The 24,189-nt window shown below is 39.5% G+C and carries 23 protein-coding genes; 5 read left to right on the top strand and 18 right to left on the bottom strand.

The features are described from left to right. Window positions 1–43: 43 nt before the first annotated feature. Window positions 44–649 carry a DUF1287 domain-containing protein gene (locus GJS41_RS09140; protein ID WP_154247065.1) on the bottom strand — a complete coding sequence of 202 codons (606 nt, stop codon included), beginning with the start codon at window positions 647–649 and terminating at the stop codon, window positions 44–46. A gap of 146 nt (window positions 650–795) precedes the next feature. Between GJS41_RS09140 and GJS41_RS09145 the strand changes: the two genes are divergently transcribed. The 3 genes from GJS41_RS09145 (at window position 796) to GJS41_RS09155 (ending at window position 3,312) form a co-directional block, all read left to right on the top strand. Continuing rightward, window positions 796–2,169: a DNA-3-methyladenine glycosylase 2 family protein gene (locus GJS41_RS09145; RefSeq protein WP_154247066.1), complete on the top strand. Its 1,374-nt coding sequence runs from the start codon at window positions 796–798 to the stop codon at window positions 2,167–2,169. Then, on the top strand, window positions 2,166–2,642 hold the full coding sequence (locus GJS41_RS09150; protein WP_154247067.1) for a methylated-DNA--[protein]-cysteine S-methyltransferase: 477 nt from the start codon (window positions 2,166–2,168) through the stop codon (window positions 2,640–2,642). Before GJS41_RS09145 ends, GJS41_RS09150 begins: the two co-directional genes overlap by 4 nt. 154 nt (window positions 2,643–2,796) lie before the next feature. Further along, the gene (locus GJS41_RS09155; protein WP_154247068.1) at window positions 2,797–3,312 is read left to right on the top strand and encodes a helix-turn-helix domain-containing protein; all 516 of its coding nucleotides are present in this window, start codon (window positions 2,797–2,799) and stop codon (window positions 3,310–3,312) included. Window positions 3,313–3,328: 16 nt separating this feature from the next. On the opposite strand, the gene dnaE is transcribed toward GJS41_RS09155, so the two are convergent. The 14 genes from dnaE to pyrH all read right to left on the bottom strand — a co-directional run bounded on the left by dnaE (window position 3,329) and on the right by pyrH (window position 19,711). Beyond that, the gene (gene dnaE, locus GJS41_RS09160) at window positions 3,329–6,814 is read right to left on the bottom strand and encodes a DNA polymerase III subunit alpha (RefSeq protein ID WP_154247069.1); all 3,486 of its coding nucleotides are present in this window, start codon (window positions 6,812–6,814) and stop codon (window positions 3,329–3,331) included. Window positions 6,815–6,899: 85 nt separating this feature from the next. Further along, on the bottom strand, window positions 6,900–7,478 hold the full coding sequence (rnhB, locus tag GJS41_RS09165; RefSeq protein ID WP_154247070.1) for a ribonuclease HII: 579 nt from the start codon (window positions 7,476–7,478) through the stop codon (window positions 6,900–6,902). Window positions 7,479–7,485: 7 nt separating this feature from the next. Then, window positions 7,486–8,703, bottom strand: coding sequence for a lipid-A-disaccharide synthase (lpxB, locus tag GJS41_RS09170; protein ID WP_154247071.1), 1,218 nt, complete (start codon window positions 8,701–8,703; stop codon window positions 7,486–7,488). A gap of 1 nt (window position 8,704) precedes the next feature. Then, window positions 8,705–9,463 carry an acyl-ACP--UDP-N-acetylglucosamine O-acyltransferase gene (lpxA, locus tag GJS41_RS09175; protein ID WP_154247072.1) on the bottom strand — a complete coding sequence of 253 codons (759 nt, stop codon included), beginning with the start codon at window positions 9,461–9,463 and terminating at the stop codon, window positions 8,705–8,707. Window positions 9,464–9,474: 11 nt separating this feature from the next. Continuing rightward, a complete protein-coding gene (gene fabZ / locus GJS41_RS09180) occupies window positions 9,475–9,918 on the bottom strand; it encodes a 3-hydroxyacyl-ACP dehydratase FabZ (RefSeq protein WP_305047283.1) in 444 nt (147 codons plus the stop codon). A 22-nt stretch (window positions 9,919–9,940) separates the two neighbouring features. After that, window positions 9,941–10,987, bottom strand: a complete 1,047-nt coding sequence (gene lpxD, locus GJS41_RS09185; RefSeq protein WP_154247074.1) for a UDP-3-O-(3-hydroxymyristoyl)glucosamine N-acyltransferase — start codon at window positions 10,985–10,987, stop codon at window positions 9,941–9,943. A 22-nt stretch (window positions 10,988–11,009) separates the two neighbouring features. Further along, on the bottom strand, window positions 11,010–11,510 hold the full coding sequence (locus tag GJS41_RS09190) for an OmpH family outer membrane protein (RefSeq protein ID WP_154247075.1): 501 nt from the start codon (window positions 11,508–11,510) through the stop codon (window positions 11,010–11,012). Window positions 11,511–11,538: 28 nt separating this feature from the next. Then, complete coding sequence (gene bamA, locus GJS41_RS09195; RefSeq protein WP_154247076.1) at window positions 11,539–14,019, bottom strand: outer membrane protein assembly factor BamA; 2,481 nt, start codon at window positions 14,017–14,019, stop codon at window positions 11,539–11,541. Between the two features lie 12 nt (window positions 14,020–14,031). Further along, complete coding sequence (gene rseP / locus GJS41_RS09200) at window positions 14,032–15,369, bottom strand: RIP metalloprotease RseP (protein ID WP_154247077.1); 1,338 nt, start codon at window positions 15,367–15,369, stop codon at window positions 14,032–14,034. 2 nt (window positions 15,370–15,371) lie between these two features. Further along, entirely contained in the window at window positions 15,372–16,562 is a 1,191-nt protein-coding gene (gene ispC / locus GJS41_RS09205) for a 1-deoxy-D-xylulose-5-phosphate reductoisomerase (protein ID WP_154247078.1), read from the bottom strand. 5 nt (window positions 16,563–16,567) lie between these two features. Further along, a complete protein-coding gene (locus GJS41_RS09210; protein ID WP_154247079.1) occupies window positions 16,568–17,467 on the bottom strand; it encodes a phosphatidate cytidylyltransferase in 900 nt (299 codons plus the stop codon). A gap of 19 nt (window positions 17,468–17,486) precedes the next feature. After that, window positions 17,487–18,206, bottom strand: a complete 720-nt coding sequence (gene uppS / locus GJS41_RS09215) for a polyprenyl diphosphate synthase (protein ID WP_154247080.1) — start codon at window positions 18,204–18,206, stop codon at window positions 17,487–17,489. Window positions 18,207–18,291: 85 nt separating this feature from the next. Then, window positions 18,292–18,849 (bottom strand): ribosome recycling factor, encoded by a 558-nt coding sequence (gene frr / locus GJS41_RS09220; protein WP_370515685.1) that lies wholly within the window; start codon window positions 18,847–18,849, stop codon window positions 18,292–18,294. 145 nt (window positions 18,850–18,994) lie between these two features. Beyond that, window positions 18,995–19,711 carry a UMP kinase gene (gene pyrH / locus GJS41_RS09225; protein WP_154247081.1) on the bottom strand — a complete coding sequence of 239 codons (717 nt, stop codon included), beginning with the start codon at window positions 19,709–19,711 and terminating at the stop codon, window positions 18,995–18,997. Between the two features lie 220 nt (window positions 19,712–19,931). On the opposite strand from pyrH, the gene GJS41_RS09230 reads away from it, so the two are divergent. Both GJS41_RS09230 and GJS41_RS09235 read left to right on the top strand, forming a co-directional pair. Then, window positions 19,932–20,693: a phytanoyl-CoA dioxygenase family protein gene (locus GJS41_RS09230; RefSeq protein ID WP_154247082.1), complete on the top strand. Its 762-nt coding sequence runs from the start codon at window positions 19,932–19,934 to the stop codon at window positions 20,691–20,693. 162 nt (window positions 20,694–20,855) lie between these two features. Further along, window positions 20,856–21,218, top strand: a complete 363-nt coding sequence (locus GJS41_RS09235; RefSeq protein WP_370515709.1) for a helix-turn-helix domain-containing protein — start codon at window positions 20,856–20,858, stop codon at window positions 21,216–21,218. 37 nt (window positions 21,219–21,255) lie between these two features. On the opposite strand, the gene GJS41_RS09240 is transcribed toward GJS41_RS09235, so the two are convergent. From GJS41_RS09240 to rpsB, 3 genes are all read right to left on the bottom strand, one after another. Beyond that, window positions 21,256–21,915 (bottom strand): DUF2799 domain-containing protein, encoded by a 660-nt coding sequence (locus tag GJS41_RS09240; protein ID WP_195758379.1) that lies wholly within the window; start codon window positions 21,913–21,915, stop codon window positions 21,256–21,258. A 122-nt stretch (window positions 21,916–22,037) separates the two neighbouring features. Further along, complete coding sequence (gene tsf / locus GJS41_RS09245; protein WP_154247086.1) at window positions 22,038–22,904, bottom strand: translation elongation factor Ts; 867 nt, start codon at window positions 22,902–22,904, stop codon at window positions 22,038–22,040. Window positions 22,905–23,132: 228 nt separating this feature from the next. Next, window positions 23,133–23,861, bottom strand: a complete 729-nt coding sequence (rpsB, locus tag GJS41_RS09250; RefSeq protein ID WP_154247088.1) for a 30S ribosomal protein S2 — start codon at window positions 23,859–23,861, stop codon at window positions 23,133–23,135. Window positions 23,862–24,189 lie beyond the last annotated feature (328 nt).

The following is a 24,189-nucleotide window of genomic DNA, read 5'->3' on the forward strand; positions in this document are numbered from 1 at the left end:
AGGAAAGTAAAGAAAGGCAATACTGCTACTGGTCTGACAATTATCAATCTTCTGCTTTTTCTGGTAAATATCCAAAATGACCGACGATTTTATAATCAAAAAGCATATCTTCTAGTGTTGGTCCCCTACCAATATTATGAACAATTTTGTAATTACCTGAGTTACTATCTTTAACATTCGAAACGATACCTATATGCGGCAAGTTATTATCTAAACGCCAACTGACAATATCCCCAGGTTGATAATCTTCAGAGTCATCAGTAATGACGAGTACTTCAGCATACCTCTTGAAAAACGCCTCTAAGTTAGGGACCCTCCTGTGATCAATATTAGTATCAGGACGATTCAACCCCCAATTTTTTGGATACTCTGAAAAATTTTGACTCATATCGATATGCACCAATTCTTGCAGATCCAAATCTATAGCTCGATAAGCTCGAATAACCACATCAGTGCATACGCCAACATCAGCCGGCACATCCCCCATCGGATAAGCAATTTTTCGATAAGCTCCATCATAGGTTACCGATGCGTTAGTTCTCGATAAAGCGGCATTCACCAGCTCATTAGATAAACTCGAACTTTCAGCTGAGTTAGCTATAGGTAAAGAGATAAATAGAACTAGTATTAAACTCAATATTATTTTCATAACTTAATTTTACTGTGACTTTGATATTTTGAGTTATATAGCTTTCAAGAGTTCAAAAACATATAAAATCATTGAGTTCCGAAAATGGCTACTCAATTTGTATTTACATGCTAATATTTAATTCTAAATTAAAGCATTAGACAGTTATGCAAACTTATCAAAAAGCACGATTGGCTCGAGATATCAGATACGACGGTAAATTTTTTGTGGCTGTTAAAACCACTAAAATCTACTGTCGACCAATCTGCCCAGCGCCTTCGCCTAAAGAAAAAAATGTGCTTTATTTTGATAGGGCTATTCAGGCGCAAGATGCTGGATTTAGACCTTGTAGGCGATGCCGCCCAGAGTCTGCGCCTCAATCTGCAGCCTGGCTAGGCACCCAAGCCGTCTTTAATCGAGCAATGAATAAAATTCATGCTGGTGAACTCAATCATCAAGCTATGGCTGATTTTTGTGAGCCGTTAGGAATTTCTGAACGCTATCTAAGAAAGCTATTTCAACAACATATAGGAACCTCACCAAGACAATATGCGAACCATGTACGCCTCATGTTTGCCAAACAGCTATTACATCAAACACGATTAAATATCACAGACATCGCTTTTAGTGCGGGTTTTAATAGTATTCGACGTTTTAATGATGCCTTTAAAAAAACGATTCACCTTACCCCTAGTGATATTCGTAATTATCAACCATGCGAACATTCTGCTATTCAATTAAGAGTGTATTATCAAGCAGATTACAATTGGAAATTAATGCAGCAATTTCTTAAACAAAGAGAAATATCGAGCTTTGAATCCGTTAAGCAGAATAGCTATGAACGAACTTTTCTATATCAGTCACCAGATGATTTAGCTGAGAATATATCAGGGATCTTTAAAGCCAGTCACAAACCAATTGCTAAAGCCTTTGATATCCAAATAGAAATCTCTAACATCCGATACTTGATGCCTGTCTTAAATAATATTAAGCGCATATTGGACATTAATACCAATACGCAAGTAGTAGAAAATCATCTCAAAAGTGATCCAAAATTATCGCCATTGTTGCAAAAAGGACTAAGGTTGCCTGCTACTTGGGATACTTATGAGGCAGGGATAAAAGCAATTTTAGGTCAACAGGTTTCAGTCAAAGCCGCTTACACCCACACCGCTCACTTAATAGAACATTTAGGTGCAGAATATAATAAACAGTATAAAACTTTTCCTACACCGGAAGCAGTTGTAGATGCTGATGTCTCTTTTTTGAAAATGCCCAATGCCAGAAGAGAAACCTTAAAACATTTTTCCCAATGGTACATTCAAAATTCAGGACAAAATTTAGCGTCCATATTGGATATAAAAGGGATAGGACCTTGGACCCTAGAGTATATTAAATTACGCTCAGGAATCGACACGGATGCTTTCCCAGAAAATGATTTAGGCATTATCAAAGCCATGAAAAAGTATCAAATAACCGACACAGAACAATGGAAGCCATGGCGTAGCTATGCGACCTTACAACTATGGAATAGCTTATGAATCAGCTTTACTATCAAACGTTTAAAATACCATTCGGCAAACTGTTTATTTATGCCGATGAGAAAGTTATTAAAGCTGTCTTATTTAAAGCATGGCAAAGTTTTGATGCAACAAATGCGATCAACAAGAGTACCGATTTAATCGAACTGTGCCGTAAACAATTAGATGAATACTTTGCCGGCGATCGTCGACAATTTGATTTGCCGCTTGAGTCCAATGGTACCGATTTTCAAAAAAACGTATGGCAACAACTTACAAAGATCCCTTTTGGTGAAAGTCGAAATTATGGAGAAATAGCTAGCGCGATTGGGAATACTAAGGCTTCGCGCGCTGTCGGCGCAGCCAATGGAAAAAACCCCATTTCCATAATCGTACCTTGTCATAGAGTCATTGGTGCTAATGGTGCCTTAACCGGCTACGCTGGTGGGCTGCAAGCAAAACAATGGCTGTTAAAGCATGAAGGACTTCTTTGATTTTTTAACTGTTGTAAGTCATTGATTCTTACATCATGTCGGCTCAATGTCGTTAGAATGCCGGGGGACTTCTAATGAAAGCCGTCCATTTGTCGTGGTATAGTTATGCCATTTTAAGCCACACTCTCGACTCACTTAACCGAAACAGTAAACAATGATTATTCGCAAACTCAGATTAAAGCGTGGTTGGTCACAAGAACAGTTAGCCCAAGTTACGGGTTTAAATGTTCGCACTATACAACGCCTTGAAAGGGGACAAAATCCAAGTCTTGAAACAAAAAAATCATTGGCTGCTGTATTTGAAGTAGATATCTCAACTTTTGAACTACCTACTGAAAATTCTATTCAAGGAGAGTCTAAAATGACTGAATCTGATAATTCACTATCCGAGCAATCGAAACCAATTGAAACTATACAAGCTGATGAAAAAGAAGCCATCGAATATGCCAAAGGCGTTAAAGAGTTCTTAACTCACTTGTTTTTTTTCCTAGTGTTTATTCCCGTTATAGTATTCAAAAAAGGATTGTATGAGCCTACCTTTAATTGGTTAATACTAGGATGGGCAATCGGCTTAGTTATACATGGTCTGAATGCTTTCGAGAAACTCAACTTTTTTAAAGTCGATTGGGAAAAGAAAATTGCGGAACGAAAGCTAGGAAGAAAATTGTAGGTGCAATTAGCTCTTGCTAATATACAACCTTATAATCCACACAACCTGGTAAATGTTTTAAGCTAAAAACTAAACTATCGCTAGGTTGTACACACCAATCTTCTGAAAATTGAAACACACCTTCTAGTTGCGCCTGCTGTGCTTGTAATTTAATGGAAAATGGACAAGCTCCATCTCGATTCATTTGAATTAATTCCTTAAGCTCCGCTAAAGTATCGGGGCCCGTTATCGAATCAGAAATAGTTATCTGTATCTTTTTACAGTAACGTTCCCGAGTTTCTTCAAAAGACATTAAAGTTTTAGCACTAATACTAACGCCGCCAGAATACTCATCATTTCTAGCTTCACCCTCAACAACTATAACTTTATCTTTTGATAATAAATGTTGGTAAGTCTCAAAAGCTTCTGAATAAACAGCAACATCACAGCGACCAGATTTGTCATCAAGTGTGAGAATCGCCATTTTATCACCGCGCTTAGTCGTCATTACTCGCATTCCAACAATTAAACCAGACACTTTTGTGTTTTCACCACGCCTTGTAGGTTGCAAGTCTCTCAAACGTCTTATCGACATCTGGTTCACTTCAGGCAAATAACGTTCAATTGGATGGCCTGTCAAATACAAGCCTAGAGTTTCTTTCTCGCCCTGCAAAACCTGCTCGTCAGTCCAAGGCTTTACCTTAATGTATTGATGTTGTTGAGTAGCAGTTTCGGTAACTACTGAGCCAAACAAGTCATCTTGCCCTGCTTCTTGGCTTTTATTAAATTGCTCAGCAGCTTTAATCGCTTCATCAAGGCTAGCCATCAAAGTAGCTCGGTTCGGCGCAACTTTATCTAAAGCACCAGCTTTAATGAGTGACTCTAAAACACGGCGATTGGCTTTCTTAAGGTCAATCCTGCTACAAAAATCGAATAAATCGGTATAGGGTCCGTTCGCTTCTCGATCCTTAACAATTGATTCTATCGCAGCCTCACCAACACCTTTAATAGCACCTATGCCATAAATAACATTTCCTTCATCATCAACTGAGAATCGATATTGGCCTTCATTTACATCCGGTGGGCGAATAACTAAGCCATTATTTTCGGCGTCTTCAACATAGGTTACTACCTTGTCAGTATTATCCATATCTGAAGACATTACCGCTGCCATAAACGCTGCGGGATGATGAGTTTTAAGCCAAGCAGTTTGGTAAGCGACTAATGCGTAAGCAGCTGAGTGAGATTTGTTAAAACCATAACCAGCGAACTTTTCTACCAAGTCAAAAATTTTCATCGACAGGTCGCCATCAACACCATTATCAATAGCACCTTGTTTGAAAATGGCTCTCTGCTTCTCCATTTCCTCAAGCTTCTTCTTACCCATAGCACGACGTAAAATATCTGCACCGCCGAGTGAGTAACCAGACAATATCTGAGCGATTTGCATCACTTGTTCTTGGTACAAAATAATGCCATAAGTCGGCTCTAGGGTATCTTTGAGCCATTCGTGCTGATAATCCGGATGCGGATATGAAACTGGTTGTCGTTTGTGTTTACGGGCGATAAAGTCGTCGACCATCCCCGATTGCAATGGACCCGGCCTAAACAAGGCTACCAGTGCAATAATATCCTCAAAGCGACTTGGTTGTAGGCGCTTAATCAAATCCTTCATACCACGAGACTCTAACTGGAATACTGCTGTAGTATCTGCTTTTTGGAGCAATTGATAGACATCAGGATCTTCTGTATCAATGCGGCTAATATCAATAGGCTCAATACTTTGCTTAGCCAGCTGGCGGTTCGCGGTTTCCAGCGCCCAATCAATAATAGTTAAAGTTCTTAGCCCTAAAAAATCAAATTTTACCAGACCTGCACTTTCAACATCATCTTTGTCAAACTGTGTAACAATATTTGAGCCAGTTTCATCACAATAGAGCGGCGCAAACTCAGTAAGATCATTTGGCGCTATAACTACTCCACCGGCATGCTTACCCGCATTACGAGTGATACCTTCGAGCTTTCTTGCGAGATCCCAAAGCTCACGCATATCATCGTCTTCTTCATAGCGTCTAGGAATTTCTGGCTCTTGTTCCCAAGCTTTTTCTAAAGTCATACCAACTTCAAAAGGAATAAGCTTGGCAAGTTTATCAACAAAACCATAAGGTTGACTTAATACTCGTCCCACATCACGAATAACAGCTTTCGCTGCCATGGTACCAAAGGTGATAATTTGCGAAACGCTATTTCGACCATAGGTTTGGGCTACGTAATCGATCACCTTATCACGACCTTCCATACAGAAGTCGACATCGAAATCGGGCATCGAAATTCGTTCAGGATTCAAAAAACGTTCGAATAATAAATCGTACTCAAGCGGATCCAGATCGGTAATATCCAATGCATAGGCCACTAAGGAACCAGCACCTGAACCACGGCCAGGGCCAACCGGTACACCATTGTTCTTGGACCATTGAATAAAGTCAGCAACAATTAAAAAGTAGCCAGGAAAGCCCATTTCGTTAATGACATCGAGTTCAATTTGTAGGCGTTCATCATAGGGTTGACGAATTTCTGCAAAATTGTCTGCGCTTCGCTCGTACAAATGATCTAAACGTTTTTCTAAACCTTTTCTTGATTCTTCGGCGAAAAACTCATCAATGGTCATGCCTTCAGGAATCGGAAAGTCAGGTAAGAAGTATTTACCTAGCATCAAATCTAGATTACAGCGTTTAGCAATCTCAACAGTGTTTTCAATCGCTTCTGGGATGTCGGAAAATAACTCAATCATTTCATCAGCACTACGCAAATACTGCTGATTAGAATAATCCCTTGGCCTTCTGGGATCGCCTAGTACACGACCTTGATTAATGCAGACTCTGGCTTCATGAGCGCCAAAATCAGAAGAATCGATAAAGCGAACGTCATTGGTAGCAACCACTGGGGTATTGGACCCTTGCGCTATTCCAATAACCTGATGAATATATTCATTTTCTTGCGGACGTCCCGTTCTTTGTAACTCTAAATAAAACCTATCTTCGAAATGATGGTTCCAAAAGCCTAAATACTCCGCGGCAGCATCCATATTGTCCGCTAATAAGGCTTTACCAACGTCACCTTCTCTGGCACCCGACAATATGATCAGTCCCTCATTGTGTTGCGGTAACCAAGCTTTCTTGACTAACGGCAAACCTCGAAGCTGGTTACCTAAATATGCCTTTGAAATTAGCTCCTTAAGGTTTTGATAGCCCTCTTGATTCATGCATAAAGCTGTGACTCTAAAATGTTCATCCTCATTCTCAGGATGTTGGATTAGTAAATCTGCCCCAACAATAGGTTTTACCCCAGATTTCACTGTACCAGAGTAAAACTTGACTAAACCACACATATTCATTTGGTCAGTCATAGCAATGGCTACATGACCATTCTCAACACATTGTGAAATTAAAGGCTTTACACGCACCAAGCCATCCACCATCGAATATTCGGTGTGGACTTTTAAATGAACAAAGCTTGGGCTCATAGAATACTGATAAGAATTATTGTTGTATCAAAAGATTATAAAGCAGAAAAAACTGATGTCAGCTTTTTAATAGGATTTCTTAGTATTAGAACAATAACTTTTGTACTGGAGCAAAAGATCGGCGATGGATTGGAGTAATACCTAAGGTTTGAATGGCCTCTCTATGCTGCTTAGTTGGATAGCCTTTATGCTTAGCAAATCCGTAACCAGGGTAACGATGATCCATTTCTACCATTTCCTCGTCTCTAGCAACCTTTGCAATAATTGAAGCTGCGCTGATACAAGCTTCTTTTGAGTCGCCTTTGATAATCGCTTCCATTGCACACGCTAAATCAGGCAATTTATTACCATCAATTAACGCCAATTGCGGGAATTGACCTAAGGTTTCGACGGCTCGTTTCATCGCCAACAAACTCGCTTGCAAAATATTGATCTGATCAATTTCTTCTATTTCTGCCCGAGCAATCGACCAGGACAATGCTTTTTCTTTAATTTCATGGGAAAGTGCTTCCCTCTTTGCTTCAGACAGTTTTTTTGAGTCGGCCAACCCTTGAATTGGCTTTCGCGGATCTAAAATAACCGCCGCGGCTACCACAGGACCTGCTAATGGACCTCGGCCAACTTCATCAACTCCTGCAATAAACTGAAACTGCTCTCGACTCATAAGCTAACTAGTCTATTGACTCCGGTGGCAGCAAATTCTGCTGAGAATACCAATCTTGAATATAGCTAGCAGCGTAGACATCAGCATTTTTTCTTAACTTTTGGTGCCACTCCATAAATTTGAGCAAGGTATAGTCCCAACGCTGTGGATCTGCATCTAACCAAGCCCTTATTTCGCTAAACAATGCGTCGGGAGTACATTCATGTTGCACAGCTTCAGGAATTAGCGTTTCACCGGTTAGAAGGTTAGGAATTGAGTAGTTATCAATAATTAGTAATTTTTTATAAATACGGTAGCTCAGCTCTCCGAACTTATAGGCCACAACCATTGGACGCTTAATCAATAACCCTTCTAAAGTGGCCGTTCCGGAAGCCATTAAAACCAAATCTGATGCAGCCATGGCAACTCGTGACTGACCATCAATCAATTTAATTTCCGGCAGTTCGCTTTCTTGATTAATTGCTTCTAAAAACTGCTCTTTTCGCAACTCATTAGCCATCGGAGCAATAAATTTTATATCTGGATAAAAGCGATTTACTAACTTAAGCGATTTTAAAAAATCTTTCGCCAAGTACTTTATCTCACTGCCGCGAGAACCCGGCATCACACAGATATATCGACAAGCTTCTTCTAAATCTAAAGTTCTTTTTGCTTCCGTTTTATCGGTATATAAAGGAATTTCATCAGCCAAAGTATGACCAACGCAAGTATTGTCGATAAAATGTTTATCATAAATTTTCTGTTCAAAAGGAAACAAGCACAACATTAAATCTACCGCTTTTTTAATCTTGACGATGCGCTTAGGTCGCCATGCCCAAACAGAAGGACTGACATAATGAACGGTCTTGATATGGGAAGATTTCAACTTTAATGCTAAGCCAATATTAAATTCAGGGGCATCAATTCCAATAAATAAATCAGGTTTGCTTTTTTTCCAACGAGTAGCTAATAGCCTTCTAATTTTAAGCAGTTCTGGTAACCGTTTTAAAATAGGCACTATACCCATGACAGCTAATTTATCCATGGGAAATAAAGTCTCGCAGCCTTCTTTTACCATTAAAGGTCCGCCAATACCTTCGATGACTAAATTTGGGTTCGCTTTCTTTAACTCTCGAATTAAACCAGCACCTAAAATATCGCCGGAAGATTCTCCGGCGACTATAGCAATTCTGTTAATTTTATTTACTGCTTGTGTCTCAACAGCAGCTGACAAGCTATGCGGCATATTATCTTAATATCCCTCGAGTAGCGTTTTTCAAGAAGTTAATTAAGTCTTTAACCTTTTCATCTGATAATTGTGACAACTCTTCGATTGCTTCATCAACTTTAAGTGATTTTCTATAAATTAAACGATAAGCTTTTTTAAGATCACTAATCGATTCCGATGAAAACCCTCGGCGCTTTAATCCTTCACTATTTAAACCATAAGGTGCATTTTCGGCAACCAATATAAATGGCGGAATATCTTTAGAAATAGCACAGTCCATGCCGATAAAAGCATGAGCCCCAATTTTGCAAAATTGATGAACTTTAGCAAAACCAGAGAGAATTACATGGTTACCTACTACAACATGACCGGCCAAAGTCGCGTTATTCGACATGATAATATTGTCACCCAATACACAGTCATGTGCTATATGCGTGTACGCCATAAACCAGCCATCATTTCCGATCTGAGTAACCGACTTATCTTGCACAGTACCTCTATGGACAGTACAGCATTCTCTAAACACATTGCCATCACCTATGATGGTTTTAGTCGGTTCCCCAGCATATTTCTTATCTTGGTTTTCTTCACCAATAGATGAGAATTGATAAAAGCGGTTATTCTTTCCGATCTGAGTATAGTCGCCGATAACGACATGCGGCCCTAAGTGAGATCCATCGCCTATAGTTACTTCTTTACCCACAATAGAATATGGACCAATAATTACATTCTCGGCAATCTTAGCTGTTTCATGAATAATTGCAGTGGGATGAATCATCTTCTACCCTCTTAAATTTCTGATTTAGCGCACATTAATTCTGCAGAACAAACCACTTTACCATCAACTCTTGCTTCTGCTTCAAAACGCCATAAATTGCGCTTACGCTTTAATAATGTAACTGTCATCACTAACTGATCGCCGGGCTCAACAGGCTTTTTAAACCGCGCATTATCAATGCCGGCAAAGTAATATAAAGAATCATCTGAAGGCAAATCTTCAGTAGTTTTAAAAGACAATATGCCAGTAGCCTGTGCTAAAGCTTCTAACATTAATACTCCTGGAAAAACAGGTCTATGTGGAAAATGTCCTGGGAAAAAAGGCTCATTAACAGTAACGTTTTTTATCGCAGTTAAAGTTTCGCCCGGAGTATAATCAATCACTCTATCGATTAGTAGAAAAGGATAACGATGGGGCAAGTGTTTCATTACCTCATAAATATCCATCGAGTTCATTACTGCATTTTCGCTGTTCATGTTATTTCTCTTTATTTTTTAATAATGCTAATTCTTTACTAACGGCTTTTAGCTTACGCCACATATCATCTAATTGTCTAAAACGTACTGCACTTTTCTGCCAATTTTTATTTGTTTGAAACGTTGTTCCTGAGGAATAGACACCGGGTTCAGAAATGGATTTATTGATAAATGAGCAAGCAGTGATATGTGCTTTATCGCAAATGTTCAAGTGCCCAATAATACTTACCCTACCAGCAATGGTACAGTAAGCCCCAATTTTGCTACTTCCTGCTACAGCAGTGCAGCCTGCAATGGCAGTGTTTTTTCCAATTTCAACATTGTGCGCAATATGAATGTGATTATCCAGAATAACACCTTCAGATATAATAGTGTTTTCTAAAGCCCCACGATCAATAGCGGTGTGAGCACCAATTTCTACATTATCTCCAATAATCACAGAGCCAGTTTGTGGGATCTTTACCCAACTGCCTTGGTCATTAGCATAACCAAAACCATCACTACCAATCACTGCACTAGCGTGAATCACACAACTATTGCCAACGACAATACTATGATAACAGACCACATTAGGGTAAATCCTACAATTGGCGCCGATGATAGTGCCACTGGATATCTGAGCACCTGATTCGATGATAGTATTATCACCAACCACCACATTGTCTCCTAACGACACAAAGTCACCAATATGGACATTTGAGCCGATTTTAGCCGAGTCAGAAATTGAACTTAGTGGACTTATACCTGGGCTTGGTACCGGACTAGGATCTAATAGTTGAGATACTTTTGCAAAAGCAAGATAAGGGTCTTTTACGATTAATATATTCCCTTTGTATCGTTGCGATACTTCTTCTAAATACTTTGCACTAATAATTAGAGCCGCTGCTTTAGATGATTCAATTTGCGGGATATATTTAGGATCATTGATAAAACTGAGGCTTAAATCGTCTGCTTTATCTAACGGCAAAACCGCAGCGATTTCGCACTGCGGTTCTCCAATCAGCTCAGCATTTAATAGCTGAGAAATTTTATGAAGGCTTTTCTTCAAAAAGGCTCCTTGCAAGAATAAATTATTTTTTCAATTCTGCCAAAACTTGCTCTGTAAGATCAGGAACAGAAACATCCGTAAAAACAGCTGCTTGCCTTTCAATCACAAGGTTAAACCCACCCTTTACAGCAACGGCGTCAATAGCTTTTTTAATCTGACTATTGAGTTTCATTGCTTCATCACGACGAGCTTTATCAAAGTCATCTTTGGCATTCTTTTGCTTCAACTGGAAATCCGCCATCTTTTTTTCTATCTCACGTCGAGAGTTAGTCAATTGACTTTCAGACATTGTTGCAGAATTTTTTGTAAAATTTTCTTGTTCTTTTTTGATGGTTTCTGCTAAGCGCTTAATTTCATTTTCTCTACCTGAGAACTGCGACTTTAGGCGTTGCCCTATCGTATCATTTTGTGGAGCCTTTGCTTGTACATAAGCTGTGTTTACAGTTGCAATACGTGTTTCAGCTATAGCCGAAAAAGACATTAAACTTAAAACACTGGCTATAACTAATATTACTTTATTCAAAATATTACTCCTAATGTAAAAACATTAATTAAAAGGTTTGACCAATTGTGAAAGTGAAAGTTTTCACTTCATCATAAAATTGCTTATCTATTGGGTTAGAGAAGCTAAACATTAATGGTCCTAATGGTGACCACCATTGTAGCGCAAGCCCTGAAGAAACTCTTATACTATTTGGGTCTGCGAAATCTGGAACACTATCAAACTGCCGATTATTGTTATTAATAATATTTAAACCATCAAACCTTGAAACATTAAATTGAGAGTCCCATACGTTACCGGCATCTACAAAAAGACTTGCTCTTACATTGTTGTTATCTGCAAAAGGAATAGGGAAAATCAACTCAAGTGATGCCGTAGCCAAAGAGTCTCCACCAATAGAGAAGCCTCCAATTTGTACAGTATCAAATGCAGGTGGAAAGCTAATAGTGTCATTGCCACCACCAGGAAATGGTCCAGGTATATTAGAAGTTGATGGTATAAGCTGGATACTCCTAGGACCAATAGTATTTGGCTCAAAACCTCTCAAGCTTCCTGCGCCGCCAGCAAAAAAGTTTTCAAAGTAAGGAAGGCGACTTGTATCACCTAATCCTTCTCCATACCCTAGGTTCGCTCTCACCGAAATAATCCAATCATTATCAGATGTTAAAGGGAAATACTGCCTAAAGTTATAGTTAACCTTATAAAACTCTGTATCTCCAATAGGAGTTCCAACTTCTAAAGCAACCGAGTGGGAATACCCATTAGTAGGGAATATACCTCTATTTAACTTATTTGTTTGCCAACCAAAATTCAGCGAGAAATTGACAAAATCAAGGTTAGGCTCTGTTCTTGGATCTTGACCAAAAGACTCAAAAAACTCCAAGACTCGAAGGTCGAATGAACCTGGCGCTTTCAAGGTATTGTCTTGGTAAGAGAAACCATAATTTAGAGAGGTGAATTCACCTATTGGATAAACCAAGCCTAACCCAAGTGAAATGGTATCTAAGCTTTGTCCATTAAAAATATTTAATTCTTCAAAATCTGTTTTTCTAAAAGATAGAGAACTTGTAAAGCCCAAGTTGTCATTAAAAAAGTACGGATCGGAGTAAGAGGCATTGATACTTTCTTGCGCACGATTAAAAGACAACCCAAGCCCTACATTTTTACCTTCACCTAAAAAGTTACTATGAGAAAGATTGCCTTGCAGTGTTATACCGAACCTATCATTATAACCCAAGCTACCACTTATCTGAGCTGCACCTCTTTCTTCGATGTTCACATCTAAATCAATTTTATTAGGGTGTTCTTCGCTAACTTTATTCTTAATATCTACTTTTTCTACAAAAGGTAATCTTTGCAATCTGAGCTTTGAACGATCGATTAACTTAGATGATAAAGGCTCGCCTTCTCTAATTCTAAACTCTCTCCGGAATACGTTCTCATCGGTGTCAGATGTCCCTGCAAACTCAATTTTATCTACATAAAAACGTTTCCCAGGGTTTATCAATATGTTCAAGTCAACTTCATTTGAGTCTGCTAACTTCTCAGGAAATGTTTTAACTTCTGGGTAGGTATACCCGTAAAAGCCCAGAAACTCCTCTACTTGCTCTTCATAAAATTTAAGAATCGCATGTGAATATTTATCGCCTTCTTTAAAAGGCATCATGGCTTCGATAACATCTTTCTCTATTTGGAAATCCCCAAGAATTTTAACTTCATTAATATAATAAAGCTCACCTTCTTTGACTTTTAAAGAAATGTATAAATCTCTTTGGTTTTGCGACAAAGAGATATTGGTATCGGTTACCGAAAAATCTAAGTAACCACGATCCTTATAAAAAGAAGTTAACGTTTCAATATCTTTATCAAGTGTTTGCCTAGCGTATTTATTGTCATTAGAAATAAAAGAAAACATTCCGCCTGTTGTGGATTCAATTTGGCTTATTAACTCTTCATCGGTAAATAACTTATTTCCAATAATGTTTATGTCAGCAATTAACGCACTCTGCCCCTCTTCAACCTCAATAAAAAGATTAACTCGATTTCTAGATAAAGTTCCTAATCTGACATTGATATCTACATCATACTTACCATTGGCAAAGTATTGTGATGTAATTTCCTGCTTAATTTTTTCTAAAACAAAAGGGTTAAAAGGTTCTTTCTCCATTACCCCTGATGCACTTAAACCAGCTTCAATTTGATCCGTTTTAAGTACCTTATTACCTGAAATAACGATTGAAGCAACGGTAGGTCTTTCTACTACTGTTATCTTCAGTTTCAACCCTTCTTTCTGAAGCTTTACAGAATCAAAGTTACCGGTCTTATAAACTGCTCGAATAATATTCGGTACACGTGCTTCATCTAGAGTTTCACCAACACGAATTGGCAAGGTGGTGAAGAAGGTTCCTAATTCAACTCTTTGCAAACCTTCAACTTGGATATCTTCTACTACAAACGGCTCAATAGCTTGAGCTTTGGCTGCTGCCAATGAAATCAATAAAACTGTTAATGTTTTTGTTATTAAACGCATTAATTAAATACTCTAAAATGTTCGATTTATGTCGTTGTATAGCGCAATCGCCATGATTGTCAGCAGTAATATGATGCCTATTCGCATACCAAGTTCCATTATTTTTTCAGAAACTGGCTTTCCACGGATTAATTCGGCCAAATAGTACATTAAATGACCGCCATCTAGCATCGGAATAGGCAATAAGTTCACGAACCCTAAATTGACGCTTATCATAGCGAGATAAAACAAGAATGCAACCATTCCTGCCTGTACTACTTGCCCTGCTCCTTGGGCTATTCCCACTGGTCCACCTAAGTTTTTGATAGATAGTTTGCCAGTGACTAATTTGCCAATGAAACTGGTAATTCTATTCAGCATGGTCCAAGTCTCTTCCGAGCCTTTTTGCAGCGCTTCAAATAGACCATATTGAATGGTATTGAATTCGTTAAAGGTTCTCGGAGAGATACCTATCAAATACCTTATTTGCTCATTTTGCTCGAAGACTTTAGGAGCAATCTCTTTTTGATACTGATAGCCATCCCTTTCATAGGATAAGGTTAATAGCTTACTACCATTCGAATTCATAAATTCAGTAATATCAGACCACTTTTCAATGTTAGTCTCATTCAAAGCGATAATTTTATCACCGACTCTAATGCCTGCTTCTTCAGCTGCTGATTTTTCAGAAACGTAGCCAATAGAGCTTCCACTGTAGACTCTACTAAAGCTCACGCCTAAAGCATCGACAATAGTTCCTTCATCAGGCTCTTTCCAATTAGCCACATCAAGATAGATAGTTTTTTTAGCTTCCCCATCAGGAATAAGCTCAATCGCAACTTTATCCTGATTACCAACTTCGCCAATTAGCCCAAACACAAAATCTTCAAGATGTCTTACTTTATTACCATTTACCGAAATTATTTCACTGTTTTCTGGAAATCCGGATTTATAGGCAATTGAATCTACTTTGACTTCTGAAATAAACGGTTTACTAATATTTACGCCCATCATATAAACAGCCGCATAAACCAAAATAGCCAATAAGAAATTCGCCATTGGGCCTGCCAATACAATTAAAATTCGCTTCCAGACTGGCGCTCTATTAAATGCATAAGGTAAATCTTCATCCGCTACATTACCTTCTCGCTCATCGACAAATCTTACGTAACCACCCAGCGGAATAGGCGCGACGGCAAACTCGGTGCCAGCCTTGTTGTACTTACTCCAAAAAGGCTTACCAAAACCTACCGAGAACCTTAATGCTTTAACACCCAGCTTTTTAGCTACCCAATAGTGCCCCCACTCATGAAAAGTGACCAAAATGCCAAGCAGGATAAGTAATCCAAAAATACTGTAGAAAAAGCTCAAAGTTATAACTCACTAATTATTTGAGTAGTTAATTGCCGTGCAGATAAATCAGCCGCCAAAACAGCTCTTAAATCCGCTATTTCAGCATAGCCAGTTTGGCTTAACGTTTGCTGAATCACTTCCGCGATTTGTGTAAAGCCGATCTCTTCTTGCAAAAATGCTTCCACCGCAATTTCATTAGCCGCATTCAAGGTCGCAGGCATATTGCCGCCAGCTTTCATGGCATCAATGGCTAATTTCAAACACGGGAAACGTTTGAAGCAAGGTTTATCAAAGGTTAATTGGCTAATGCTCATAAAGTCTAATGGCGCAACACCAGCATCAACTCGTTCAGGAAATGCTAGGGCATGAGCAATCGGCGTGCGCATATCGGGATTGCCCATTTGCGAAATTACTGAGCCATCTTTATAACGAACCATCGAGTGAATAATACTTTGCGGGTGCAAAATCACTTCAATATCCGAAGGTTTTACGTCAAACATCCAACAAGCTTCGATTAACTCCAATCCCTTATTCATCATAGTGGCAGAGTCAACGGAAATCTTTCTTCCCATATCCCAATTTGGATGAGCACAGGCTTCTTCCTGAGTGATTGAAGAGAAATCATCTAGCGGCTTATTTAAAAACGGACCGCCTGAGCCAGTAAGGACAATGTTTTCAATCCCGCAAGAGCGGATCCCTTGTGCAACAAAGTGCTCAGGTAAAGATTGAAATATTGCATTATGCTCACTGTCAATCGGTAATAAAGTAGAGCCCGATTCTTTTACCGCTTGCATAAAGATAGAGCCGGACATAACAAGAGCTTCTTTATTGGCAAGCAAGACTTTTTTACTCGCTTCAACAGCTGCTAACGTTGGTAACAAACCAGCGGCACCAACAATTGCAGCCATCACAGTATCTACATCACTATGACTTGCCACTACAGACAAATCTTCAGTTGCAGATAGAACTTGCGTATTAGAGTTATAGCTAGCAAGCGTTACCTTTAACTGCTCAGCTTTGCTTTCATCGGTTATAACTGCATATCGTGGCTTAAATTGTAAACATTGCTCGGACAGCAGATCCACATTACGATGTGCTGTTAAGGCAAAAGTTTGATATTTTTCCGGATGTCGAGAAATTACATCTAAAGTGTTAATACCTATAGAGCCTGTTGCGCCAAGGATGGTAATTTGCTCTTTACTAGAAGTCATAAAACTTAAAAACCGCCTTTAAGCCACAATAGTAAAACCACAAAAAAGGGGGCTACTGATAAGGTACTATCCAAACGGTCAAGCAGGCCGCCATGGCCAGGTAAAATATTGCTGGTATCTTTAATTTTTGCTTGGCGTTTCAACATAGAAACAAATAGATCACCAATAACAGATACGATACCCAGGATGAGCACAAAAGGAATGAAATATTTCAGAGGTAACGGTAAACCCATATAGGTGCCAAGCGCCCATGCCACTAAAAAAGAAGTGATTAAGCCACCAAAAAAACCTTCCCAAGTTTTATTAGGACTAACCACCGGAGCTAATTTGTTTTTGCCAAAAGTTTTTCCTGCTAAATAAGCACCGACATCAGCACCCCAAATAACAAAAAACATGAGCAATAATAGAAAGCCGCCATAGTTGGTATCAATTTCATATTGGCTAGAACGAATTAAGACTATCGCTAACCAGGCAGCAGCTAACATCACCCAACCAAATAACATTCTTAATGCTGCGCCACGAGTCCAAAGCCTACTGCCTTTAGGAAACATTAACACCAAAACAAAGGCTAATACCCAGATCAATGCTGCCACCATCAAAGCTTTAAAAGGATAGAGGTTTAATAATCCCAAACCTGCTTTTTGCATTAAAATATGGTTTGGAGTTTCATAGAAACCCATATTAAATAATTGATAACAGAAGAAACCTACGATAGCCAAAGCACCCGCAATAAAACCATACTGAACTACGGCATACTTAGTTTCTAATAGCTTAGACCATTCCCAAGCTAGCAATCCGAAAATTGGGATCAAAATAAAAGAGAATATCTCTAACGTCGGATAAAATAAAAGCAAAGCTGCCAATGGCAATAATAGTAACGCCGTAATAACTCTTTGTTTAAACATATACCCTTCTTATCCTCATCTATCCTATTTGTTCGCCTGTTTGCCCGAAGCGTCTTTGTCTTTTTGCGAAATCGCTAATAGCGACTTCTAATTCTTTGCTATCAAAATCTGGCCACAAGGCATCACTAAAATACAACTCAGAATAAGCAGTTTGCCATAATAAGAAATTACTTATACGTTGCTCACCACCAGTTCTGATCATTAAATCAACATCCGTAACATCTGCTGTCACAAGACGCTTACTAATGTCATCTTCAGTAATCTTTCCAATTCCATCCATAAGACACTGGTTGGCCGCTTGAGTGATATCCCAATGACCGCCATAATTGGCTGCTATTTGCAGAAGTAAACCATGATTATCTTTAGTCAGTTCTTCTGCATTATCAATAGCTTTTTGTAACCGTTTATCAAAGCCCGCTTTATCACCAATAACCACAAGCTTTACATTGTTTTTATGCAATTTTTTAGATTCGTTTTTTAAGCTAGTGGCGAATAAATCCATCAGGAAACTGACTTCGTCTTGTGGCCGTTTCCAATTTTCGCTGGAGAAAGCAAATAGCGTTAAAACACTTATTCCTTGCTCACCACAATATTCCGCCATTTCACGAGCGCGTTCCATCCCTGCTTTATGGCCCATCACGCGCTTCTTGCCACGCTTTTGCGCCCAGCGACCATTACCATCCATAATGATAGCAATATGCTTTAGGTTTGCAGGAATGTTAGGTTCAATCTCGCTCATGACTTAATATTCGTTATCTTATAAATACAATAAAGCCGCAGTTTCCCGCGGCAATACGATAATTAAAACGAAAAATTCGCTTTAATTATATTTCCATCAACTCTTTCTCTTTCTCCGCCGCCATCGCATCAACTTTAACAATCATATCGTCAGTCAAAGATTGGATATTCGACTCAGCCGCACGCAACTCATCTTCAGAGATTTCTTTCTCTTTCTCCAACTCTTTCAAAGTCGAATTAGCATCACGACGAATATTACGAATAGCCACTTTGGCATTTTCCGCTTCACCACCGACCACTTTAGTGAGTTCGCGACGACGTTCTTCGTTCAATGGTGGTAAAGTAATACGGATAACTTGGCCTGCAACATTGGGCGTTAAGCCTAAGTCTGACTTCAAAATCGCCTTTTCAGTTGCTTCAATCGCGCCTTTATCAAAGATTTGCAATACCAAGGTCCGGCCCTCTTGAACCGAAATGCTCGCTACTTGGCTGATAGGAGTATCAGCACCATAATAAGGCACCATCAAATGCTCTAATAAACTGGGGTGTGCACGGCCTGTACGGATTTTGGTTAAAGCCATTTTTAATGACTCAAGGCTTTTATCCATACGCTCATCAGCGTCTTGGTGAATCTCGTTTATCACGGCAAACTCCTAAATATCTCTAATTCTGTTATTTCTGGGCTCTAGACGGCATCTTGCATACTAGAGTAAGGCGCATATTATGCCCTAAATTGGCTTAAATTCTAAGTAAAATAATGATTTATTGCTGCCTTACGACGAACCTATGTTATGGATGAACAAGCGTCCCTTCAGAACCGCCAGTAACCACATCTTTCAAAGCACCCGACTTAGTCATATTGAATACTCGAATATTCTTTTGGTGATCGCGGGCTAAATGAAACGCAGTTAAATCCATCACCGCCAATTCCTTTTCTAGCGCTTCTTTATAGCTTAACTGGTCATATTTCACTGCATCGGGATCTTTTGCTGGGTCAGCGTTATAAACACCATCAACCTTAGTTGCCTTTAAGATTAGGTCTGCTTCAATCTCAATCCCACGCAAACAAGCCGCTGTATCCGTAGTAAAGAAAGGGTTACCGGTTCCGGCGCAGAAGATAACAACCTTACCCTTTTCAAGCGCATTAATAGCGCCTCGGCGTGAAAAACCTTCGCACACTCCGTCGATTGGCATCGCGGATAATACTTTCGCTGGTATATTATTTCGCTCAAACGAGTCTTGAAGCGCTAAAGAATTCATTACAGTCGCTAACATGCCCATATGATCGCCCGTTACACGATTCATACCGGCTTCAGATAGCGCCTGACCGCGGTAAATATTGCCGCCCCCAATCACCACGCCCACTTCAACGCCCATAGCCGTCACCGACTTAATCTCATCAGCCATCTGTTGCAAAATTGCCGGGGCGATACCAAAAGCTTGCTCACCCTGTAAGGCTTCACCGCTAAGTTTTAAAAGAATTCGTTGATAAGCAAGTTCAGGCATGATGGCTCCTTATAATTTGATTGGATGGATTATAGTTGGGTTATGGAATTGGAGCAATCATATCTGCCTGAGTTAATCGACGAAGAGCTCTACTAAATCTACAGCACACTACTTATTCATTCTGATTCGCTTTAGTATTCATTATAAAACGTAGTAATAGGTAAAATACAAAAACATTGATACAGTTAACAAAGCACTTTATTAATCGCGCCATGCTGTAATGAATCTAGACTTTAAGAATTCAGGTTACTTTGTAAAGCAACACTTTCTAAATCATAGTCAAATTAATAGGTTGAGCTTAATTACTGAGATTTTTCATCATTCCTGGGTTGAAGCTAATATAGGTTTCTACGAAGAAAGGGCTATTAATTCTGCTTACCTCACTAGTCAAAAACACCTAAACGAAGAACAAAGAATCTCTCTACTCCAGTTTATTGGATCCAACCAATTAATGGAGCAGGTTTACTCTATTATTCCTAAAGATCCTGCCTTTATGAATACTCAGCTATTCTTTAATCCGGTAAATCCTGAGCAAAAAAATTATTGGCATAGAGACATCCAGTATGATTTGGATCTTGAGCAGCAAAAAGCGGCTTTATCCGGCCCGCAAGCTCTACACTTTAGAGTTGCCCTAAAAGACGAACCCGGAATCGAGTTAGTTCCAGGTTCTCACATGAACTGGGATACTCAAGAAGAGCTGGATGTGCGCTTGGAGCAAAATGGTAAGAAAAGTCACCATAACTTATCTACTGGCAAAACCATCCCCTTAAAAGCGGGTGATTTACTGATCTTCTCAGCCAAAATGATTCACCGCGGACTTTATGGCTTAGATCGCTTTTCGCTAGATGTTCTTTATTGTGACTCAAACAAAGAGTTACTCAAATATGCTGAGCCTAACTGCCTACCCAATGAAGAGCAGCTAAAACTTATTGAGGACCCTACCGCTTTTATGAATACCGCCAAAATTATTAATTCGCTATAAAACTAATAAATTCAAGGCTGTCGTCCCTTTGTCAGGTCATTTTCGTCACCGCCAATGGTATAATTAGGCCATGATTTCCTCACAGAGTGTTGGGACCTTATCACAATGATAGTTAAACGATTAAGACAAAAAAATAATTGGTCACAAGAACAATTAGCAACCATGAGTGGGCTTAGTATCCGAACCATTCAGCGCGTTGAAAGTGGTCAAAGTGCCAGCCTTGAAACTTTAAAGAGTCTCGCCTCTGTATTTGAAACTGATATTTCTAAATTTACAGAGGAAATCACCGTGATAGATAAACAATCAGAAAAATGGCAAAGCCAGCCTACATGGCTTAAATTTTTATTTTTCGGCGTCCAGAGTAGAAAAGTTGCTCTCGCCATAGAGCTTTCTTTTTTAGTGGTAGCTGTTGCACTTTGGATCTTTGTAGAACCTAGCTATCCTACAATATTAGCGTTAATTGCAGCTTACTTAAATTGCTTACTAGTAAGGCATGCTGACAATAAAAGCCTTTGGGATATTTGAAAACCTAGATAAAAAAACCGCTCATTGAGCGGCTTTTTTATTTTTCAAAACAGCCTTCATAGTCGCAATAATTTAAACGCTCATGCTTTAAAATTATATACTCTAAATCGCGCTTGGCTTCTTCTATATCTTCTTCATATAAATGCTCTGAACGATATAAGTCACCGTAGCGGCTTCTTTGTTTTTCTATTTCTATTTGCGCCGTTCGTCTGTCTTTTTCCGTGAGCTCTGGATCACTTAGCTTATCGGTGTTCCAGCGTATTTGGTATTGAGCATCATCCATCGAAGTTCGATGATCTTCGAGTTCTTCAATCGTTTCATCAAGCTTTTTCTCAGCGGCATAAATCTCTTTGCCAGCATTATAGCCGTCCAGAAAGTCTGTTGGATTTAGATTCCACTCTCGGCAGCTGTGTCTATAGTAGCCACCATTTTTACCAAAAGCATAACCGCTAGTAGCCGTACAGAACTCTAAAGTACCTTTGTAATGACCAGTGGTGTATTTTGATTTAGGAGGAATAACACCACCTATTTCTTTACATTCTTGTGCATATTCATCATATTGCTTTAACGAGAAACCTCGCTTGCCTTCGTCAAAACCACGAGCTTGCCAATCGGTCATAGCGCAATCTTCGACCGTTAATGACGAACAGGACGACAAGACGACAATTAGCAATACAGCTGAAATTAATTGTTTCATTAGTTTCCCCAAATACTTTAGTAATACTTTTTTAATAGTAAAAAAAAGCCGCGGCATTTTTGGATGCTGCGGCTTTTCTTGCGTTTCTCAAAAGAGAAGTTCAAACGGTATTCTTAAAAGAATTAAGCACCCATTTGAGCTGCAACTTCAGCAGCAAAATCTTCTTCTTTCTTCTCGATGCCTTCACCTACCTCAAAACGAGTGTAAGAAACCACGTCAGCGCCAGCGGCTTTCACTAGCTTACCAACTGTAGTTGAAGGATCTTTAATGAACCCTTGACCTTCAAGAGTAATTTCACCGATGAACTTGTTGATACGACCTCCAATCATCTTCTCGATGATGTTTTCTGGTTTGCCAGCCATGTCAGGTAATTCACGGATGATTGATTTTTCTTTCTCGATTACCGCAGGATCAACGTCATCAGCTTTGTTGAACTGAGGGTTAGCAGCAGCAACGTGCATTGCAACGTCTTTTGCTAATTCTTCAGAACCACCAGCTAATGAAACGATAACGCCGATACGACCACCGTGGATGTAACCAGCAAGGTTATCACCTTCAACTTTAGTAACACGACGTACCGTGATGTTCTCACCGATTTTCGCAACTAAGTTTGCACGGGCAGTCTCAACCGTTTCACCAGAAGTCATTGCAGTGTCATTCAATGTAGCAACATCGGTAATGCCTTTTTCTAATGCTAAATCGGCAACCGCGTTTGCGAAACCCATGAAATTTTCGTCACGAGCAACGAAGTCAGTTTCAGAGTTGATTTCAACTAAAACACCAACGCCGTTTGCAGTGCGCGATAAGATAACACCTTCAGCCGCAACACGACCCGCTTTCTTAGCAGCCTTAGCTGCGCCAGATTTACGCATGTTATCAATTGCAACTTCAATGTCACCGTTAGTTTCAACTAGAGCTTTTTTACACTCCATCATGCCAGCGCCAGTGCGCTCACGTAATTCTTTAACTAATGCAGCAGTAATTGCCATGATATTTTCTCCGGTTTGGCTATAACACTTATATAGGGCTTCTATATTGCGTCACTCGCCAGAAATTCAATAGTTTGGTTTATTGAGGATGGTTGCACCATCCAGGCAGCTTGCGAAAAGCTCAAGGACGAGGCGTAAGTTAGTGAAAAAGCGGAGCTTACCATAATGGTAAGTGAGCATTTTGAACTAACTTACAACGAAGTAATTGAGCTTTGCAGCAGTTGCGTATTATTCAGCAGCTACGAATTCTTCAGAAGAATCAGCTGTCGTTGCAGAAGCTTGCTTGCCGTCAAGAACAGCATCAGCAACAGCGCCACAGTACAAACGAATCGCACGAATCGCATCATCGTTACCTGGGATGATGTAATCAACGCCTTTAGGGTTAGTATTAGTATCAACTACTGCTACTACTGGAATACCCATCTTGTTTGCTTCTGCGATAGCGATGTTTTCATGATCTGCATCTACAACGAATAATACGTCTGGAAGACCGCCCATGTTCTTGATTCCACCGATAGAGGCTTCTAACTTAGTCATTTCACGAGAACGCATTAAAGCTTCCTTCTTCGTTAAACGCTCGAAAGTGCCATCTTCAGCTTGCTTTTCAAGATCTTTTAAACGGTTAATAGAACCGCGGATAGTTTTGTAGTTCGTTAACATGCCGCCTAACCAGCGCTTATCTACAAAGAACTGACCCGCACGAGTCGCTTCTTCTTTAACAATACTGCCAGCTGCACGTTTTGTTCCTACAAAAAGAATTTTACCTTTGTTCGACGCAATTTTACCTAAGTAATTAAGTGCATCGTTGAACATTGGAACAGTTTGCTCCAAGTTGATGATGTGAACCTTGTTACGAGCGCCGAAAATGTATGGACGCATTTGAGGGTTCCAGAAACGAGTTTTGTGACCGAAGTGCACACCCGCTTGTAGCATGTCACGCATACTAACTTTAGACATAATTTTTCTCCGAATTTCGGGTTAAGCCTCCACAAACCCCATTAAGCCGACAAATCTTACGATTTGCACCCCGACCAATGTGACGATTTGTGTGTGTTTTATTTAAGCAATCTTATTAAAAATCAATAAGTTACAATTCTTCGAGTTGATAAGCACAAATCAATAAATTAGCGCTATCTCAATCTCGGCGCGCATTAAACCATTTTTAAGCAACCTAAACAAGCCTAAAAGCCTTACTTTATGGGGCTTTCTAGATAGTAACTTGTAACAAAAGAAAGTCGCCCCCACTCATACATTTATTCCCAGTGTTGCGGTATATTAGCAACTA

It is taken from the genome of Kangiella sp. HZ709 (assembly GCF_009674675.1).
Lineage (GTDB): Bacteria > Pseudomonadota > Gammaproteobacteria > Enterobacterales > Kangiellaceae > Kangiella.